Source organism: Achromobacter sp., from assembly GCF_057314935.1.
The window spans coordinates 130,821-148,227 of record NZ_DBHKZA010000002.1; the positions used below are offsets into that span (position 1 = coordinate 130,821).

18 protein-coding genes and 1 pseudogene are annotated in these 17,407 nt (G+C 63.8%); 10 read left to right on the forward strand and 9 right to left on the reverse strand.

Translation table 11 applies throughout. From position 1 onward, the window contains the following. Positions 1–12: 12 nt before the first annotated feature. Positions 13–660, reverse strand: a complete 648-nt coding sequence (gene pcp, locus ACO6D5_RS01345) for a pyroglutamyl-peptidase I (protein WP_315846964.1) — start codon at positions 658–660, stop codon at positions 13–15. A 92-nt stretch (positions 661–752) separates the two neighbouring features. Between pcp and ACO6D5_RS01350 the strand changes: the two genes are divergently transcribed. Further along, a complete protein-coding gene (locus ACO6D5_RS01350; RefSeq protein ID WP_485824418.1) occupies positions 753–1,679 on the forward strand; it encodes a LysR family transcriptional regulator in 927 nt (308 codons plus the stop codon). A 72-nt stretch (positions 1,680–1,751) separates the two neighbouring features. Here the strand turns inward: ACO6D5_RS01350 and ACO6D5_RS01355 are convergent, their stop codons facing one another. Continuing rightward, positions 1,752–2,915: an alpha-hydroxy acid oxidase gene (locus ACO6D5_RS01355; protein WP_485824419.1), complete on the reverse strand. Its 1,164-nt coding sequence runs from the start codon at positions 2,913–2,915 to the stop codon at positions 1,752–1,754. A gap of 176 nt (positions 2,916–3,091) precedes the next feature. On the opposite strand from ACO6D5_RS01355, the gene ACO6D5_RS01360 reads away from it, so the two are divergent. From ACO6D5_RS01360 to ACO6D5_RS01370, 3 genes are all read left to right on the forward strand, one after another. Beyond that, positions 3,092–3,991 (forward strand): LysR substrate-binding domain-containing protein, encoded by a 900-nt coding sequence (locus ACO6D5_RS01360; protein WP_315846967.1) that lies wholly within the window; start codon positions 3,092–3,094, stop codon positions 3,989–3,991. 119 nt (positions 3,992–4,110) lie between these two features. Then, the gene (locus ACO6D5_RS01365; RefSeq protein ID WP_485824420.1) at positions 4,111–5,163 is read left to right on the forward strand and encodes a hydroxyacid dehydrogenase; all 1,053 of its coding nucleotides are present in this window, start codon (positions 4,111–4,113) and stop codon (positions 5,161–5,163) included. An 87-nt stretch (positions 5,164–5,250) separates the two neighbouring features. After that, the gene (locus ACO6D5_RS01370; protein ID WP_485824421.1) at positions 5,251–6,249 is read left to right on the forward strand and encodes a tripartite tricarboxylate transporter substrate binding protein; all 999 of its coding nucleotides are present in this window, start codon (positions 5,251–5,253) and stop codon (positions 6,247–6,249) included. Between the two features lie 37 nt (positions 6,250–6,286). On the opposite strand, the gene ACO6D5_RS01375 is transcribed toward ACO6D5_RS01370, so the two are convergent. Further along, positions 6,287–7,120: a DUF4189 domain-containing protein gene (locus tag ACO6D5_RS01375; protein WP_315846970.1), complete on the reverse strand. Its 834-nt coding sequence runs from the start codon at positions 7,118–7,120 to the stop codon at positions 6,287–6,289. A 291-nt stretch (positions 7,121–7,411) separates the two neighbouring features. On the opposite strand from ACO6D5_RS01375, the gene ACO6D5_RS01380 reads away from it, so the two are divergent. Further along, positions 7,412–7,981: a hypothetical protein gene (locus ACO6D5_RS01380; RefSeq protein WP_485824422.1), complete on the forward strand. Its 570-nt coding sequence runs from the start codon at positions 7,412–7,414 to the stop codon at positions 7,979–7,981. A gap of 9 nt (positions 7,982–7,990) precedes the next feature. Here the strand turns inward: ACO6D5_RS01380 and ACO6D5_RS01385 are convergent, their stop codons facing one another. Continuing rightward, positions 7,991–8,395 (reverse strand): RidA family protein, encoded by a 405-nt coding sequence (locus tag ACO6D5_RS01385; protein ID WP_485824423.1) that lies wholly within the window; start codon positions 8,393–8,395, stop codon positions 7,991–7,993. A 143-nt stretch (positions 8,396–8,538) separates the two neighbouring features. On the opposite strand from ACO6D5_RS01385, the gene ACO6D5_RS01390 reads away from it, so the two are divergent. The 3 genes and pseudogenes from ACO6D5_RS01390 to ACO6D5_RS01400 all read left to right on the forward strand — a co-directional run bounded on the left by ACO6D5_RS01390 (position 8,539) and on the right by ACO6D5_RS01400 (position 11,069). Next, a complete protein-coding gene (locus ACO6D5_RS01390) occupies positions 8,539–9,468 on the forward strand; it encodes a LysR family transcriptional regulator (RefSeq protein WP_485824424.1) in 930 nt (309 codons plus the stop codon). Positions 9,469–9,486: 18 nt separating this feature from the next. Beyond that, positions 9,487–9,758 (forward strand): annotated as a pseudogene (locus tag ACO6D5_RS01395) (transposase); the annotation flags it as partial. A gap of 1,005 nt (positions 9,759–10,763) precedes the next feature. After that, entirely contained in the window at positions 10,764–11,069 is a 306-nt protein-coding gene (locus ACO6D5_RS01400) for a hypothetical protein (RefSeq protein WP_485824425.1), read from the forward strand. 281 nt (positions 11,070–11,350) lie between these two features. Here the strand turns inward: ACO6D5_RS01400 and ACO6D5_RS01405 are convergent, their stop codons facing one another. The 4 genes from ACO6D5_RS01405 to ACO6D5_RS01420 are packed head-to-tail and all read right to left on the reverse strand — an operon-like array spanning position 11,351 to position 13,166. Next, positions 11,351–11,761, reverse strand: a complete 411-nt coding sequence (locus ACO6D5_RS01405; RefSeq protein ID WP_485824426.1) for a hypothetical protein — start codon at positions 11,759–11,761, stop codon at positions 11,351–11,353. A 30-nt stretch (positions 11,762–11,791) separates the two neighbouring features. Next, positions 11,792–12,271, reverse strand: a complete 480-nt coding sequence (locus ACO6D5_RS01410) for a hypothetical protein (protein ID WP_485824427.1) — start codon at positions 12,269–12,271, stop codon at positions 11,792–11,794. 23 nt (positions 12,272–12,294) lie between these two features. Continuing rightward, entirely contained in the window at positions 12,295–12,537 is a 243-nt protein-coding gene (locus ACO6D5_RS01415; RefSeq protein WP_315847406.1) for a hypothetical protein, read from the reverse strand. A 2-nt stretch (positions 12,538–12,539) separates the two neighbouring features. Then, complete coding sequence (locus ACO6D5_RS01420; RefSeq protein WP_485824428.1) at positions 12,540–13,166, reverse strand: LysE family translocator; 627 nt, start codon at positions 13,164–13,166, stop codon at positions 12,540–12,542. A 408-nt stretch (positions 13,167–13,574) separates the two neighbouring features. On the opposite strand from ACO6D5_RS01420, the gene ACO6D5_RS01425 reads away from it, so the two are divergent. Continuing rightward, positions 13,575–14,321 (forward strand): lysozyme inhibitor LprI family protein, encoded by a 747-nt coding sequence (locus ACO6D5_RS01425; RefSeq protein WP_485824429.1) that lies wholly within the window; start codon positions 13,575–13,577, stop codon positions 14,319–14,321. Positions 14,322–14,585: 264 nt separating this feature from the next. On the opposite strand, the gene ACO6D5_RS01430 is transcribed toward ACO6D5_RS01425, so the two are convergent. Beyond that, entirely contained in the window at positions 14,586–15,584 is a 999-nt protein-coding gene (locus tag ACO6D5_RS01430) for a GlxA family transcriptional regulator (protein ID WP_485824430.1), read from the reverse strand. A gap of 552 nt (positions 15,585–16,136) precedes the next feature. Between ACO6D5_RS01430 and ACO6D5_RS01435 the strand changes: the two genes are divergently transcribed. Next, positions 16,137–17,375 carry an efflux RND transporter periplasmic adaptor subunit gene (locus ACO6D5_RS01435; protein ID WP_485824431.1) on the forward strand — a complete coding sequence of 413 codons (1,239 nt, stop codon included), beginning with the start codon at positions 16,137–16,139 and terminating at the stop codon, positions 17,373–17,375. The last annotated feature ends 32 nt before the right edge of the window (positions 17,376–17,407 follow it).

Consider the following 17,407-nt stretch of genomic DNA (forward strand, 5'->3'; position numbering starts at 1 on the left):
GATTGCTCCGTGTCAATGCAGCGCGCCGCCGCCGACCTTGATGTCCTGGGTCACGGCCAGCGACGTCGCCACCATGATCTTCACGCCGTGCACCAGAACGTCCAGCGCCAGGCTGGGCGCGCCAGGGTGGCGGGTCGCCATTTCGGGCAGATACGGCACGTGCACGAAACCGCCGCGCAGCGCGGGCCGCTCCGTGGCGATGAAATGGGCCAGGCCATAGAAGATGGTGTTGCAGTTGTACGTGCCCGCCGTCAGCGACACCGACGCCGGCACGCCGCCCGCACGCAGGTCTCGCACAATGGCCTTGATGGGCAGCGATGAGAAGTACGCCGCCGGGCCGCCCGCCACCACCGGTTCATCGATGGGTTGATGGCCGTCGTTGTCTGGAATGCGCGCATCCACCACGTTGATGGCCACCCGCTCGACCGTCACGTCGCTACGCCCGCCCGCCTGGCCCAGGCAGATCACCAGATCCGGCTGCACGTCTTCGATCGCCTGCCGCAGCACTCCCACCACCTTGCCGATCACGCAGGGCAATTGGCGCGCCACCAGGCGGGCGCCGGCCACCTCCTGGCCGTCCAGGCGTCGCGCCGCCTCCCAAGACGGGTTCAGCGATTCGCCATCGAAGGGTTCGATTCCGGTGATGAGCACGGTGGGCATGGCATGTTCCTTTTCTATATCCATGCCAGCCATGGTAGAAGCGCACCTACCAATTGTTGAAATCGATAATCGTTATTCGTACTATTGATGGCATGAATCTATCTGCCGTCGACCTGAACCTGCTGGTCGCCTTCGAAGCCCTGTACGAAACGCGCAACGTGACCCTGGCCGGGCAGCGCATCCACCGCGCCCAGCCTTCGGTCAGCAGCGCCCTCAACCGCCTGCGCCGTGTCTTCAATGACGAGCTTTTCGTGCGCACCGCCGACGGCATGCAGCCCACCGACCACGCGGTCGCGCTGATGCCCGCCATCAGCAGCGCGCTGGATCAGGTCCGCCGCGCCCTGGCGCAAGGCGCGGGCTTCGACCCGGCCGCCGCCGACGGCCGGCGCTTCACGCTGGCGGCCAGCGACTACGCCGACGTCGTGCTGGTGCCGCACATCGTTGCCCGGCTGCGGCGCGAGGCGCCCGCGGCCGATCTCCGGGTGGCCCGGCTGGACCGCGCCACCATCTATGAACAACTGGACAACGGCAGCGTGGACGTTGCCATCGGCGGGCACCTCAGCCCGCCCAAGCGCATGCGCGTCATGCCCTTGTATGACGAATCGTTCGTTTGCATCGCCGACAAGCAGCACCCGGGTTTGCGCGGCCGCAAGCTGACCCTGGACCGCTATGTGGCGCTTCCCCACGCGTTGTTCGTGCCCAGCGACGACGGTTCGGCCCGCGGCGTGGTCGACGCCGGCCTGGCGCGGCTGGGCCGCAAGCGCCGAGTCGCCTGTACGTTCGCGCATATCGTCGCCTTGCCGCATGCGGTGGTCGGCACGGACCTGATCGCTACCCTGGCGCGCCGCGCGGCGCTGCGATTGGCCGGGCAAGCGCTCAGCCTGCGGCCATTGCCGCCCGAAGTGGACCCTGGCCCCTTCGGCATCGACATGGTCAGCAGCCGCCGGGCGCCGGCGGATGCCGCCCTGGCCTGGCTGCAGGGACTGATCGAGCGGGCGGTCAAAGACCTGACGGATTGACGCTTGGCGGACAGCGCCGCTTGATAGAGGTGTCCGCACTCCAGGCCAAGCCGGCTGCTGGCGCCGACCGGCCTACGCGGCAGGCAGACGCACGATGCAATCCGCGTTGACCGCCTTCACGTCCACCACGCCCAGCAGCCCCATGTTGCGCCGGACCTCTTCCACGATCAGGCCGATCGCGTGGGCCACGCCGCGCTGCCCCGCCACCGCCGCCGCATAGTTGAAAGGCCGGCCCACGAAGACGCAACGCGCGCCCAGCGCCATGGCCTTCAGCACGTCCGAGCCGCGCCGCACGCCGCTGTCCAGCATCACGTCCATGCCGCCGGCGGCGTCCACCACCGCCGGCAAGGCCTGCAAAGGCGACATGCTGCCGTCCAGCTGCCGGCCGCCATGGTTCGACACGATCACCCCGTCCATGCCCTGCGCGCGCGCCGTGCGCGCATCGTCAGGATGCAGGATGCCCTTGATCACCATCTGCCCCTTCCAGCGGCGGCGGATAGCCGCCACATGTTGCCAGTTCAGATGGCCCCGGTCTGAAAAATCGCGCAGCACGTTGGCCGACAGGATCGGCGCGCCGCGCGTCGCGTAGTTGTTCTCGAAGTGCGGCATGCCATGGCGCCATAGTGTGCGCAAGAAAGTGCCGAACAGCCAGCGCGGATGCGTCAGCCCCTGCCAAGCCAGCGTCGCACTGGGCCGCAGCGGCGTCGAAAAGCCCGCCCGCACGTTGTTCTCGCGGTTCGCGGCCACCGGCGTATCCACCGTCAGCACCAGCGTCGTCACCCCGGCCGCCGCCACGCGGTCGATCAAGGCCGCGATCTGCGCCTCGTCGCCCGGCAGGTAGGCCTGGAACCACGTGCCCGGCGCGGCTTGCATGACTTCCTCCAGCCGGATCAACGACGAGCCGCTCATGATGCACGGCACGTCCGCGTCTGCCGCCGCACGGGCCAGCACGATGTCGCCCCGGTAGCTGGACAGCGCCGAAATCCCCATCGGCGCCACGCCGACCGGCGCCGAGTATTCGCGTCCCAGCACCATCGCCCGCGTGCTGCGTTGGGACACGTCCACCAGCACCTTGGGCCGAAAGCCATACTGGGCAAACGCCTGCCGGTTGCCGCGCTCGGACTGCCCGTCTTCCACCGCCCCGGACACATAGGCGTAGATCGGCTTGGGCAATCGCTGCTTTGCAGCCGCCTCGAAGTCGTGCAGGCTGAGCAGATGACGCAGGGGGTCGGACATGGCTGAGTGCTCCTCGCGGCGGTCGGCCAGCCTGGGCAGGGGCCGCCGCGCTGTTGTCGTGGGAATGGCGGATGACTATAGGCGCGGCGCCATTTTGAATAAAGTGACTTTATCGATATTGGTTATTACACTTTTATTCGCCCTCGATTCCGGCTTCCGCCACCGCTCCCACCGCCATGACGCTTAAGCAACTTGAAGCCTTTTACTGGGCTGCCACCTGCAAAAACTTCGCCATCGCCGCCAACCGGCTGAATATCTCCGTATCGTCGCTGTCCAAGCGCATCGGGGAACTGGAAGCGTCCATCGGCGCGGACCTGTTCAGCCGCAGTGCGCGCAGCGCCACGCTGACCGCCCTGGGCGAACAACTGGTGCCGCACGCCAAGGACCTGCTGCGCAACGCCGACCAGTTCATGCAGCAGGCCAGCAACAACCTGACGTATTCCGGGCGGTGCCGGTTTGGCGCGGGAGAGCTCACGTCCATCACCTGGATGCCGCGGCTGATCGAAGAAATCCAGCGCGCGCACCCCAACCTGCTGGTGGAACCGTACGTCGGCGTGGGCGAACTGGTGGAACGCGGGCTGGAAGAAGGCGATCTGGATTTCGCCGTGATCGCCGGCCCGTCGTCGCGCGCGTCCATCGCGTCGCACCTGATCGGCAGCGCGGACTTCGAATGGGTGGCGTCTTCCCGCGCGGTGCCGGACCCGGCGGCGCTGACCCCCGCCGACCTGCCGGGGCTGACGTTGATCACGCAGCCGCAAAGCTCGGGCGTGATCCGCATGCTGGACGACTGGCTGACCGAACAAGGCATATCGCCTGGCCGCACCCAATGCTGCAACAGCTGGGGCGCCATCGCCGGCATGCTGCGCCAGGGTCTGGGGCTGGGTTTCCTGCCCACCGCCTGGGCGCGCATCCTGATCCAGCGCGGCGATCTGCACCGCCTGCCAGGGCTCGCGCCCCTGCGCCCCCTGCCCTACACCTTCCAGTGGCGGCGCGACGACACGCGGCCCATGCTGGAAAGCCTGCGCGTGCTGGCGCAAGACACGCTGGATTTCGATGCGCCCGCCGGAATGGTCTGAGCGGACCAACTGTTTACTAAAAGTCGCCCTTAACTCCGAAAATTATTCGCTTTATCTCCGGTTTTGGCACGGGTAGAGTCGCCTCAAAAGACACCATGCCTAGACGGAGACAACGCGCAATGCCGGATTTCGGTTCCTCTCAACAAGACTTCCCCAAACGCCTGTGCCGGCTCGACCTGTGGCTGAACCCGGTGTTCGACCAGCTGATCGGTGCAGAGCCCGGCATCGGCTTGTCGGTGCTGCCGGCGCGCGGCGACGATGCGCGCACGCTGGCCGGACTGAAGACCGCCCATGCCTATCACGTGTCCGCCGCCCGCGATGAACTGCCCCGGCAATGGTTCGTGCACGCGGATTTGATTTCGCAATGCCCGGATCTGGTGTGCGTGTCTTCCGGCGGCGCGGGCTACGACACGGTCGACGTGCCGGCCTGCACGGCAGCCGGCATCGCCGTCGTGAACCAGGCGGGCGGCAACGCCGCGTCGGTCGCCGAACACACGTACGCGCTGCTGCTGGCGGTGCAGCGCCGCGTCGTCGAATCGCATCAACGCTTGCGCCACGACACCGGCTTTTCCCGCGAAGACCTGATGGGCCACGAGGTCCGTGGCACGGTGATCGGCCTGGTGGGCATCGGACAAATCGGTTCGCGGGTCGCCCGCATCGCGCAAGGCTTCGGCATGCGAGTGATTGCGCATGACCCGCTGCTAGACGCCGACACCATCCGCAGCCGCGGCGCCGAACCGGTTGGGCTGGCTGACCTGTTGGCGCAATCGGACGTGGTGTCGCTGCATTGCCCGCTGGACGCGTCCACGCGCGGCCTGATCGACGCGCGCGCGTTTGCCGCCATGAAGCCGGACGCCGTATTCCTCTCGACCGCACGCGGCGGCATCCATGACGAAGCCGCCCTGTATGACGCCTTGAGTGGCGGGCACCTGCGCGGCGCCGGCCTGGACGTCTGGCAGCAGGAACCGCCTTCGCGCGATGCGCCGTTGCTGGGGCTGCCCAACGTGGTGGCGACCTTCCACACCGCGGGCGTCACCCACGAGGCCCGGCGCAACGTCGCGCAGTCTTCCGCGACCCAACTGATCGCGATGCTGCGCGGCGAACGCCCCCCCCAGCTGCTCAACCCCGAAGTCTGGCCCGTCGCCGCGGCACGCATCGCCAGACTGAAGTAACGCAATGCCCGCAACGCCACCACGGCGTTGCCCCCTGAAAAAACAGCGCGGCACCAAGCCGCCGACCCATCCCCCGAGGAGACAACCATGCAACATCCCAACAAGCGCCGCATGCTGCGCGCACTGGCCGCGTCCGCCGCCCTGCTGTCAGGCGCCGCCTTCTTTGGCGGCAGTGCCCAGGCAGCCGGCTACCCGGAGCGACCCATCAACCTGATCGTGTCCTACGGCCCCGGTGGCGGCACTGACCTGGTGGCGCGCATGATGGCGCCGTTCCTGCAGAAATACCTGGGCAATTACGCGCGCATCGTGGTGTTGAACCGCCCGGGTGCCGGTGGCGCCATCGGTTTCACCGAACTGGCGCGCGCCCAACCCGACGGCTACACCATCGGCTTCATCAACACGCCCAACCTGCTGACCATCCCCATCGAACGCAAGTCCAGCTTCACGTGGCAAAGCTATGACTTGCTGGGCAACCTGATCGACGATCCCGGCGCCTTCACCGTGCGCAACGACAACGAACTGAAGACGCTGGCCGACCTGTCGGCCTACGCCAAGAAGAACCCCGGCAAGGTCACGGTGGGCACGACGGGCACGGGGTCGGACGACCATCTGGCGATGCTGCGGTTCGAACGGGCGTCCAGCACGAAGCTCAGCCACATTCCCTACAAGGGCGCAGGCGAAGTGCGCGGCGCGCTGGCGGGCGGCGAAATCATGATCGGCGCCATCAACGTCGGCGAGGCGCTGCAGTACCAGAAAGGCGGCACGCCCTTGCGTTTTCTTGGACAGATGGGCAAGACGCGTTCGGCGGCGCTGCCCGACGTGCCCACCTTCAAGGAACAGGGTTATGACTTTGAACTGGCGTCCTTGCGCGGCCTGGCCGCCCCCAAGGGACTGCCGGCGGAGGTGCGCGGCAAGCTCGTCGACGCGGTCAAGCGCACGGTGGACGACCCGGAGTTCCAGGCGAAAGCCAAAGAGATGTTCGCCCCGCTGCGCTATCTGGCGCCCGCCGACTACGCGCGTGAATTGGCGGCCGGCGAGGCGGAATTCCAGACGCTGTGGAAGGAAGCGCCCTGGCTGGACAAGTAAGCCGGGCGCGGCCTTGCCGGGCGTGGGCCGAAAGCGCTTACTGCGCCTTCACGTCTTCGCCCGGGTAACCGTCCATATAGGCGCGGCCCGAGCAGCGCACCATGGCCATGCAAGCTGGCGCGCCGGTCTTGGCCGTGCACGTGGTGCGCGACGCCTCGCGCGCCGACACCGCATCGGTGTTCATCGCCGTGAATCGGGTACCGCGGCCTTCGCTGCCCTTGACCCAGGCCATGCCCACGCAGCTGTCCTTATAGGTCAGCAGCTTGCGGCAATCCTTGCAGTCTTCCCACTTCAACAGCGTGGTGACCGCCTCGTCTTCGGTGGGGTAGCCGTCCGCATAGAGCACGCCGCCATCGCCGTTTTCAGCCACGGCGCCCCAGTAGCCGCGGCTGTCCAGCTTGGCCGACAGCGCTTCCACGTCGGCGGGCTTGGCCCGCTTCGGGGCCGCCAGATCTTCGGCGCTGTAGCCCGGGCCCGCGCACAACGGCATCGTGGTCAGCCGGCACTTGCCGTCCGGGCTGCCTGCCGTGCAGCGGCGCATGGCCTTCTTGGCCGCCATTTCCGGCGACACGCTGTTGCCCGGGAACAGGTCCTGACGCGAATTGCGCGCATAGACCATGCAGCTGTCCCAGAACGTGGTCAGCGCCTTGCATTCTTTGCCGCCCGCCCGCTTGCACTCGGCGATGGCCCCCATATCGGCCCACTGCTTCGTCTTTTCCGGCATCACCCAGTAAATCTTGGAGTGCTTGCCGTCGGTGGCAACGCCGCCATAGACGGTGTCAGCTTGTGCCGCGGGAGAGGCCAAGCCCGCGACCAAAGCGAGAGCGGCGAACGCGGCACGGATCAGGGGAAGGAATCGGGCAGACATCATCGTCGGAGTCAGGGGTCGAGTGGAGAGCGGGGACGATCTTAGCAAGAAGCTCCCCTGGTCCGTCCCCCTGTGAATATCGCCCGCCGGCATATTACGTAACAAATTTCACATGCGGCGAAGGGCTACTGGCCCCGTTTTCCGGTAAAAATGTCGAACTTTTCTGAAAGCAGACCGTAAGCCTCGGGCGCATGCGCCGCCAGACGGGTCGGCGGGCTTTCCAGCCGCCCGTCACGAAAAGAAACAAAACGCGTTGAGCCACCTTGATCCGCCACGGAGCATCGACAGCACGCCATGAAGTCGCCCCAGCCCTCCCCGATTCGCCGCAAACCGCTCTGGTTGGCCGCCAGCCTGATTGCCGCCGCGGCCAGCCTTGCCGGCTGCGCGCCGATGCCGACGGGCGGCAGCTCCGCGCTGCCCTCGCTGGGCAATGTGTTCAAGTCGGGCTTGTCGTTCTCGCCCAGCGTGAACGTCGCCAAGAACATGGAAGGCCGTTCGATCAATGACGCCATCGCGGCCTTGGGCGAACCGTCCAGGACGCGCACGGTCGGCAACACCGTCGAACTGGAGTGGTCCGACTATCAGACCGCGCCCTACACGGAATGGGTCACGACCGGCTCCAGCCAGCAGGTTGTCGGCATGATCGCCGCCACAAACACCACCGCCGCCACCCCCGTCTTCCAGACGAACACGACCGGCCACTACCAGAACCGGTCGCGCGTGTATGAATGCAAGGTGCTGATGCAGATGCAGAACAGCGTCATCGTCAATTCCAGCGTCGACGGCAACGTGTGCCCCGAATTCATTGCCGCATTGCGAAAGTGGGCAGGGGAAAACGAGGCGAACAACTACGTCGTGAAGTAAGCGGCGGGATCAGCCCTTGGCGGCTTCCGGCAGTTTCGCGATGACCTTGATCTCGAAGTCGAAGCCGTACAGCCACGTCACGCCCACGGCGGTCAGGGTCGGATGCGGCGCCTCGCCCCAGTATTCCGGCACCACCTGCCAGATCGTTTCGAACTGGGACGCGGGGTCGACCATGAAGACCGTCACGTCGACGATGTCGTCGAACGTGCTTCCGGCCGCTTTCAAGATGGCGTTCAGATTGTCGAACGCCCGCCGGACCTGCGTTTGAAGGTCCGGCTCCGGCGAGCCGTCCTCGCGGCTGCCCACCTGCCCCGACACGAACAGGAAACCATTGGACCGGATCGCCGGTGAATACCGGTTGCGTTCGTAAAGCGCCTGGCGGCCGGGGGGAAAAACGACGTCGCGCGTAGTCATCACTAAGCTCCATCAATGGGCCGGAAACGGCCCGTCATTAACCATGGCTTCACTGTAAAGAACGGTCCGGGCCCGATAAACGGGCAACGTTGTCCATCACTGTTTGTAGAATCCAAACAATCCGCACCCTCCCTGGAGCCGGCATGGACCGATTCGATGCGATGCAGGCATTCGCCCGCGTGGTGGAAGCCGGCAGCTTCACCAAAGCGGCCGAAACGCTGCACATGAGCAAGACCAGCGTCACGCAGCTGGTGCAGCAACTGGAGGCGCGCCTGCGCGTCAAGCTGCTGAACCGGACCACGCGCCGAGTCGCCGTCACTGCCGACGGCGCCGCCTACTACGAACGCGTCGTCAAATTGCTGGCCGATATGGACGATGCCGAAACCGGTTTGTCCGCCGCCTCGGCCGCCCCCCGGGGCCGCTTGCGCGTGGACGTGCCCAGCCCGCTTGCCCGCATGATCCTGATCCCCGCACTACCGGCATTCCACGCCCGATATCCCGACATCCAGCTGGACATGGGCGTCAGCGACCGCATCGTGGATGTCATCGGCGAGAACGTCGATTGCGTCGTGCGCGGCGGTGAAATCACCAACCAGTCGTTGGTGGCCCGCCGGGTGGCCGACCTGCAACTGGGCGTCTATGCCGCCCCCGCCTATCTGGAACGCGCCGGCCTGCCGTCCCACCCGAAGGAATTGGAAGACACGCATCACCGGATCGTGGGCTACCTGTGGTCGCGCATCGGCCGCGCCTTTCCCTACGCCATGCACCGCGGCGACGAAAGCGTCAACGTGCACGGGCGCTACGTGCTGGCGGTGGACGACGGCAATGCGTACCTGGCCGCGGGCTTGGCCGGCATGGGTGTGCTGTGGCTGCCGCAATACATGGTCCAGCCCTACCTGGCGCGCGGCGAACTGGTGCCGATTTTCGAAGACTGGCGCCTGGACCCCATGCCGCTCTACATCGCCTTCCCCCCGAACCGGCACGTCAGCGCGAAGCTGCGCCTATTCATCGATTGGGTGGTGGAATTGATGGGGCACTATGTGCCAGCGCCTGCTGGGTCCATCACGTCGTGAGGTCTCTCAGGGCAGCACCCGGCCAAGGCCGCACGAGCCCAAGGCATTGATCTACACGTGGTCAAACTGCCTGAGGCCAAGAAGGGGTTTGTCCTGCTGCCGCGTGTTGGGTGGTCGAACGCAGCTTCGGCTGGCTCAACCGCTTCCGACGGCTGACCCGAGATTATGAGCGGCAGCCAGAAACTCTCGCCGCTCTTCGAGCTTGGATGCGACTTGCAGCAATACCTGCCGGTTATGCTTGTCATCCAGTCAATAAAACGCCGCCGTGTCGAGAATCGTGGCTGGATTAGTGCGATTATTGGCATCATCAATGTTCAAGACATGCCTGGCCTTGCCGACGTTCGGTTTGACATCAAATGCCGGGGCCGGGTACACCGCCGCCGCGCCGTCCATCACTCCGTTCACGCCGATTCTCGACAGGCAATCCGAACCATGAAAATTCTTGCAGCAGCGTTGCTAAGCCTTTCGTTCCTGGTGATGGCCCCCTCCGTTGCGGAGACTGACGTGGATCAAGCGGAGCTCCTGGGGACGCTGACTGGCGGAAGTTGGCATTCCCGCGACGGGCAGGGCTCCTACCGGGTGATCTTGGAGAACGTGGGCTTCGAACATGTGAGCTGCCATGTATGGATCGAGTGGCTGACCACTACGACATCCGGAAAGCAGCAGCCCGGGCCACCGCCGCGCCTCGTTGCCAGGGCGTCGTACAACGAAATCTCCAGCGGCTTCTGGTCTTGCAACCCAAAGAAGGTCGGGTTGGCCGGTGCCACGCTGACCATCCACGCCAAGCACACCTATTCCGGCGAAAACCACAAGTTCTGCGCCGTGCTGGGCGCACCGGGTGAGTACCGCGATCAGGGCTTATGTTGAGCCTGCTTCCATATCGCGCGGGTTAGTGCCTGCGGCACACCACGAACATTCCGACCTGTCTGGATATCTCGGCCCAGGAAGGGGCAGGACACGGCAATTACCGGGTCTTCGCGCTCTGCCTCTACACGGCCCACGACAACGGTGCTCTTACGCAGGTCAAACGCTCCAAGACGTCCTACGGACATTGGTGAACGGCAGCTTTAGGCAAGGCACAAGGGCCGCTTTGGGTCGGAAGCTGCCTGTCGCCCACGACGGCGGACGGCCAGAGCCCGCCATTCATATACAGCGTGTTAGGACGGACGCCCAGCGAAAATTGCGGCATTGAGTGAGGCACAATGATCGAAGCATCGGACGTTTGCGGAACACGTGAAATGGAGTATTCCTTGCCCCCTCAGCCTCCTCCCTCTGTCCCTCAGTCCTTATGCGACATGCTCAAGGACTATCCGGACTGTGTCGAGCGATTGCAAGACTGCCTGAACAGATATGTAGGCAATCCTTCCTATCGAGACCTATTTAGAGGCGCCATTTTGGCGCTTCAAGGCGCGCTGCAAACCTTATCAGCCGAAGCTGGCAATGAACTCGCTGCTGCCAAAGTCGCCGACGATACGGGAATGATCGCCAGCGCATCCAAGAGGCAACAGCAGCTATTTACTGCGGGATGGTTCGTCTTCGAGATGGTGGGCATGGAGGACCTTTGGGCTTACTTCCGGGCAAACAAGGACGCTTTCAAATGAGCACTCCTGTGTATCGGTTGAGCCAAGGTATGCGGTCAATTAGCGACGCCTCTCACCATACGCGAGCCGTTGAACTTGGCATTCTCCACCGTAAAGTCATTGAACTTGGGCGACGCTTTGTTTCCTGCCCTCGTATGGAGCTTCCATCTCCGGCCGCAATCCGCCGTTGAAGCGGCAATGAGGCGCGATCGGGCGGCACTCGCCGCACAGCAGCCGTTGGTGAGCGCACGTTGAAGCTTCCGCTTCGGGTGGAAGACGTCGGCGGAAAGCGACGGCCTGGGTCAGGATTCGCAGACCCAGGCTATGGGCACATCGTCTACGGCAAACTGCACGGACGGCCAATAGCCATCCATGAACCAGCTCGCGTCGCGCGCCGCCAGGTGCAGCACGTAACCGCCGTCGGTCGAGACGACCAAGTCCGATGGCACGAAGTGTTCGAGGAACGCCGCGGGAGGATCTTCGGGGTCGCCGCTGTCGCGCCCCGCGCGCCAGAGGAAATGCAACGCCGCGTTGCGGTGCGCGGCCAAAGCTTGGGCGATCGAGCGGGCTCGCGCCAGCAACGGCGCCGCCGCCTGCGGATCGGCCGCAAGCAACACCACGCGCAGTCGGCCACCGTCAGCGATTGCACAGTCCAGCCAAGTCTCCTGAGCAGGAATATCGTCGTGGGTATACGCCTTCAGATCGGGCGGCATATGGGGCTGCGTAGGTTGCTGCATACGACGTTACGCCAGTAGCGCCGCCGTAGCGCGGCCCGCAATCATGTCTTCGAACAGGGCCGCGAGATTCGGGGCGACGTCGCGGGTGTCCTCGAATTCCGGCTCGATGCCGTGCACGATGCGGCCCGAGTCGCGTTCTATCGCCAGGAATTCGTAATCGCCCGCAACGCTCATGTAGATCGGCGTGTGCTGTTGCCAGAAGTCCAGGACCGCCTGCCGGCCGGCGTCGTCCAGCGCGGCTTCCAGGCTGATATCGCGCAGGGTGTGCCAGGGAAAGGCGCTGTCCGCCGTGCAGTCATGGTCGGCTGCGCTCAGGAACCAGCGTGTCTGGTTCGCGTTGTGCAGTTCGGTGAATGTCGCCAGGAAAGCGCCATAGCCGTGCGCTTCGCCCGGCGCGGCCGCTGGCGTCCGGGTGGGCGTGGTCCGCAGCACCGTCCAGCCATGAGCGGCGAGATGATCCAGGAAGCGTTGTGGCTGCAATGTCATGTCAGTTTCCTCGGATGGAGTACCTATGATATTGCAGGCTTCAGGACCGGATGGATGACGAACCGGTCCATCTCGCCTTCAGGCAGGTAGGGCTCGGCCCGCAGGGTCATGGTGCGCCCCGCGAAACGCTCATCGGCCTCATCCAGCATGCGCACGCCGGTAATCGGATCGGCGATGCAGAAGCCCTCCACCGACATGGCAAGATTGTCGAAGGCCGCCTCTGTAACGGCGTAGCGCCCGGGGCCGCCGTTCAAGCGCTCAAGCAACGCTAACGCCTCCAGCGCGCCGGGCGCGTGCCCATGGCCGTGAGCACGCCCAAACCGATAAATGATGTTCCCGCGAACCGGTTACCCCTGCGGCCGCTCCATGCAGCCCGTCTTAGGCGCGGAGCGACGAGACTTGCCATTAGCACGTAGAGGACGTCGGTGCAGCAAGCGATACCAACGAAAACACCCCCGAGCGCAACGGTCTGCATCAGTGGGTTGCCGTGAGCGTCCATGAACTGCGGCAGGAAGGCGGCGAAGAACAAGGTGGTTTTCGGGTTCAGCAGCGCGACCATGCAACCATCTCGAAAGACGCGCCGCAACGGCTGCGCCAGCCGCTGCGGCGTTGCGTCGGCGACTGGCAACGCCGTCCTCCACATCCGGATCCCCAGATACACGAGGTAGGCAGCGCCGGCCCATTTCACTGCGGTAAAAGCGGCTGATGACACGGCAAATACGGCGGCCAGTCCGAGCGCGGCTCCCAATGCAATGGAGAGATTGCCAAGCGCGACGCCCAGTACAGATGCAAGACCGCATGCGCGACCCTGCGCCAAAGTACGGGCCACGATGTAGACGACGGCGGGTCCGGGGGTGTCAGCTTCGGGTCGGATAGCGCCCCTCCGTAGGCGCACACTAAATCTCCCTTTACTCGAAAGGAGATTGTCATCACCATGGCAGGTGGCTTTCTGCGCTGGCTTTCGTATTGCTGCAAGCGCCCGGCGCCGTGGCCTGCCGAGGTGCTGGCCAGCATGGGGCCGGTACTTTCAACCACCGAACTGGCCCAGCTTAAAGTAGCGATGGCTCATCCGAGAAGATTGTGATGGAGCCGCCGCTTTAGTCGGTAAAGGCCCAGGCGTCAGCTTGGATCTGGTAAAAACTGAGCCGGGTATTGGAATAAGAATGCTTCTGATGCTCCAGCGACAAGATCACAAGACCAGAGATGTGCATTAGCACGGTCAAGCTGATTTGACGTGTCACGAGGGGGATGTGTTGTGCTGTACGCAAGACATCATCCACATACAACTTGAGAAGATAGGATCATGACCCAGCCGCATTCAACACGCCCACCCGCTTACGCACTGAAGATACGGTATACACCTGCGATGAAGCTCCTCTTTACGTTGGGCCTTGCAGCGCTATGGACGGGTGCCCAAGCCGCTAGTTTTGATTGCAACAAGGCCGTAGGCACTACGGAAAGGTTGATCTGTAGCGATGCCGAGACATCTGCGCTGGATGGAAAATTGCAAGGGGCCTATGAAACAGCACTAGCCGCAACCGATGCCTATGGCAAGAAAGAGTTGACTAAAGAACAGCGCAATTGGATCAAATACGCTCGTGGCATTTGTCAAGACAGCGCCTGCCTGCAGCAGGCATACACAACCCGCATCGCGATGCTAGCGCGTAATGAGGAACGTATTGCCGATGGCGAGGTGTACTCAGACTGCAAGCTGCCAGGCAACCAAACCGTTAGTGGCGAATGCGTTAATGTTGTGTCGATTCGTGATCCCAACTCCCGTGTTGAATCGTTCAACCAATCGTTGGCGTATCAGAAGCACAACGGCCGAATCATCGGTTGTAGCCGGCTGATTGATCTACCGGTTGGCGTCGCTGGGAGTAATCACAGTTTTGGCGGCTCCTGCGTATTGCAGGAAGGTAAGCAGCGCAAGAACGTGAGGATCTGCAACGACGATATGTTCGGACATTTCCAAGTAGAGCCGTCCACGCCACAAGATGCCTCAGACAAGCGCTTGGTCGACTTTACTCACGCGCAATGCTATGGCGGTTGATGGTAAGCGCCCGGGCCTATCCGTGATGTTGTGTGCGAGGCATATCATGAGGACTAAAGATCATGGATATGCCGATGAGGAAGACACGCAGAGCAGCCGCCCAGGCGGCGGCCCGTGGGCCGCTGCCTGAAGTGCCGGCCGAGGTTTAATCGCCTGGATGACCGGGGCCTTCCGCGGCAATAATCGCTGGGCACCTACTGGGCATGCCAGTCCGGACGGCCGCCGGATTAAAGGATTAGCTCCGCTCCCGGGTGGGCACCAGAGTCAGGCAAGCGGAGACGCTTCCCGGGATGCCATGCGCCGGATGCTCTGCGGCGGATGGCCAAGCACGCGAATGAATGCCCGGCGCATTCTTTCGGGATCGGTGAAACCGATTTTGTGGGCGATGATTTCGATAGGCTCCGCGCCACGCTCGACGCGCTGCCTGGCCACCTCGACTCTCAGGCGCTCGACGGCCTTGGCCGGCGTCTCCCCCGTTTCGGCAAGAAAGGCGCGGCCGAACTGCCGGGGGCTCAGGCAGGCCACGGAAGCCAGGAGCTCGGTCGACAATGATTCGTGCAAGTGTTCACGTATATAAGTAAGCACATTACGAATTCTGTCCGACTCGGGCTCCATATCGGCGATGGCCGAAAATTGGGATTGCCCGCCGGGCCGGCGATGGTAGACGACCAGCATCTGGGCGACCGCGTGAGACAAGTCGGCGCCATGATCCTCTTCGATCATTGCCAACGCCATGTCGATGCCAGTCGTGACGCCGGCCGACGTCCAGATGCCACCTTCCCGGGTGAAGATCCGATCGCCATCCACTTTCACCCGGGGGTACTCCCGTTGCAGACGGGCGGCGTATTTCCAGTGCGTCGTCGCGCACCGGCCGTCCAAGAGGCCGCTCGCAGCCAGAATGAAGGCCCCAGTGCATACGCTTGCGATGCGGCGAGCGCCCTTGGCGACGACGTGATTCAAGTAGTCGCAGGTTTCCGGCAATGCGTCGTCGGGGTAGGCGCCAAGGCCTGCTCCCGCCACGATCACTGTGTCGTAGGCGGAAAACCCGGCCTTCCCCGTGGTGACTTCCAGGCCCGCCGAACTTTGAACGGGTCCTCCAGCCAGCGATATGACCTGGCATCCGTAAGCGTCGTCGCCCAGGAGCCTGCTGGCCACCTCGAACGCCGCCAGCGGCCCGGTCACGTCCTGGATCTGGAAGTCGCGGAATACGAGGAAAGCGACGTCCCGCGAAGCGGGACTCGCGCTTGATGATGCTGGGTTCATAACACTCTTGCACAACGCTCGGAAGGAGGCCCCACCGCATCCTGGCTCCCGGCCGGTGCGTGGACGAGATCTGATGGTACACACCCAGCATGGTGGCGGGTAAGACATATATACCTCAAAAACCGTCACCCCGGCACGACGAGACACAGCCTGCCAGAGGCAATGGCGAATCACGTGTTCCCGCCACTCAACGAAGAGAATTTCACCGTTATGGCGGGCATTAACTGACGCATCGCATCGTCCCAGCATCGAAAGAATCAGAACATCCAATCCGCACGCTGTGACTCTAAAGGAGGGAACTTAGTCCTTTTGCCATTGGCTCCTCGGCCGGAGAATCTGCACACGTTGAAAGCCTGGGATAACCCGGATTCACATCGCTCGACGCGACTCCCTCACGCGCCGGACGGATTGTCTCGAGCCAACGAAAGCGTTTGTGCCAACGGATAGGCCGTAGAAGCGTGGCCGACGTACGCATGGCGCATTCGAGTCCTCTTACATAGCGATATCCAACATGAAGCATAGAGAGTCCAACCCTGCGTGGAGTGCAGCCGCATGACCCGTCCACGCCTTACCTCCCGCACGAGAGCAAAACCGACCTTCCTGCGCGTGGCCCTGCTGGCCGCGGGGCTCACCACCGCAACGGCATGCGCCTTGTTTCTACTGCCCGGCAAGAAGTCGTTGTCGGCCGGTACCTTCGAGCCTCCCACGGTTTCCGTCGCATTGCCGATGCAGCGCACCGTTATCGAATGGGACGACTATGTCGGCCGTTTCGAAGCGAGCCGCCGCGTGGAAGTCCTTCCCAGGGTGTCGGGCCAAATCGTAGGGGTGCATTTCAAGGACGGCGAAATCGTCCAGCAGGGCCAATTGCTTTTCTCCATCGACCCGCGCCCCTACCAGGCCGCCTACGCCGAGGCGCAAGCCGGCCTCGCGAGCGCGACCAGCGAGCTCGCGCTGGCACGCGCCGACCTCGCGCGAGCGCATCGACTGGCGGGCGACAGCGCGATTTCCAAGAGCGACATCGATCAGTTGCAGGCGCGTGTGCGGACGGGAACGGCAAACGTCGCCGGCGCTCAAGCCCGCGTCGCGCTGAAGTCACTTGAGCTGGAATTCACCCAGGTACGCTCGCCCATTACGGGCAGAGTCTCTGACCGACGCGTCGACCCGGGCAACCTGGTCATGAGCGGAGAGGCCGGCAGCGGCACCCGCCTGACCACCATCAACGCGCTGGATCCGATCTATTTCACATTCGACGCTTCGGAAGCCCTGTACCTCAAAGCTATGCGTGCACAGGAACCAAGCGCAGCCCAAACCCAGGTCGAGATACGTCTTCAGGATGAGCCTGACTACGCCTGGCGCGGAAAGCTCGACTTCACGGATAACGGGATCGACCCCCGCTCGGGGACCATACGGATGCGTGCCGTGATCGAGAATCCGAGATTGTTCTTGACGCCGGGATTGTTCGGAAACATGAGGCTAGCAAGCGGATCCGGCACGCCTGCCTTGCTGATCCCCGATTCCGCGGTCCAGATGGACCAGACGCGCAAGACGGTTCTAACCGTTTCCGCCGAAGGCACCGTGCTCGTCAGGGCCATCGAACTCGGCCCGCTCATTGATGGGCTCAGGATCGTACGTGGCGGCCTGGCCGCCGACGACCGAGTGATCGTCGCCGGGCAACAACACGCCATTCCCGGCGCAAAAGTACAAACGAAGCCGGAACCGGCGGCCTCCCAAAGCGGGATGGGGAACTCGACCCCTCTCATTTCCGGCAGCAAGCCCGCGTCCGCGTCGTAACGATGCGCTGGCGGCTGTCCTAAAGGAAAAAT

Bases quoted from the DNA above. Each gene is read 5' to 3' on its own strand.
- pcp (WP_315846964.1), bottom strand. From the start codon at position 660: ATGCCCACCGTGCTCATCACCGGAATCGAACCCTTCGATGGCGAATCG.
- ACO6D5_RS01350 (WP_485824418.1), top strand. From the start codon at position 753: ATGAATCTATCTGCCGTCGACCTGAACCTGCTGGTCGCCTTCGAAGCC.
- ACO6D5_RS01355 (WP_485824419.1), bottom strand. From the start codon at position 2,915: ATGTCCGACCCCCTGCGTCATCTGCTCAGCCTGCACGACTTCGAGGCG.
- ACO6D5_RS01360 (WP_315846967.1), top strand. From the start codon at position 3,092: ATGACGCTTAAGCAACTTGAAGCCTTTTACTGGGCTGCCACCTGCAAA.
- ACO6D5_RS01365 (WP_485824420.1), top strand. From the start codon at position 4,111: ATGCCGGATTTCGGTTCCTCTCAACAAGACTTCCCCAAACGCCTGTGC.
- ACO6D5_RS01370 (WP_485824421.1), top strand. From the start codon at position 5,251: ATGCAACATCCCAACAAGCGCCGCATGCTGCGCGCACTGGCCGCGTCC.
- ACO6D5_RS01375 (WP_315846970.1), bottom strand. From the start codon at position 7,120: ATGATGTCTGCCCGATTCCTTCCCCTGATCCGTGCCGCGTTCGCCGCT.
- ACO6D5_RS01380 (WP_485824422.1), top strand. From the start codon at position 7,412: ATGAAGTCGCCCCAGCCCTCCCCGATTCGCCGCAAACCGCTCTGGTTG.
- ACO6D5_RS01385 (WP_485824423.1), bottom strand. From the start codon at position 8,395: ATGACTACGCGCGACGTCGTTTTTCCCCCCGGCCGCCAGGCGCTTTAC.
- ACO6D5_RS01390 (WP_485824424.1), top strand. From the start codon at position 8,539: ATGGACCGATTCGATGCGATGCAGGCATTCGCCCGCGTGGTGGAAGCC.
- ACO6D5_RS01400 (WP_485824425.1), top strand. From the start codon at position 10,764: ATGCTCAAGGACTATCCGGACTGTGTCGAGCGATTGCAAGACTGCCTG.
- ACO6D5_RS01405 (WP_485824426.1), bottom strand. From the start codon at position 11,761: ATGCCGCCCGATCTGAAGGCGTATACCCACGACGATATTCCTGCTCAG.
- ACO6D5_RS01410 (WP_485824427.1), bottom strand. From the start codon at position 12,271: ATGACATTGCAGCCACAACGCTTCCTGGATCATCTCGCCGCTCATGGC.
- ACO6D5_RS01425 (WP_485824429.1), top strand. From the start codon at position 13,575: ATGACCCAGCCGCATTCAACACGCCCACCCGCTTACGCACTGAAGATA.
- ACO6D5_RS01430 (WP_485824430.1), bottom strand. From the start codon at position 15,584: ATGAACCCAGCATCATCAAGCGCGAGTCCCGCTTCGCGGGACGTCGCT.
- ACO6D5_RS01435 (WP_485824431.1), top strand. From the start codon at position 16,137: ATGACCCGTCCACGCCTTACCTCCCGCACGAGAGCAAAACCGACCTTC.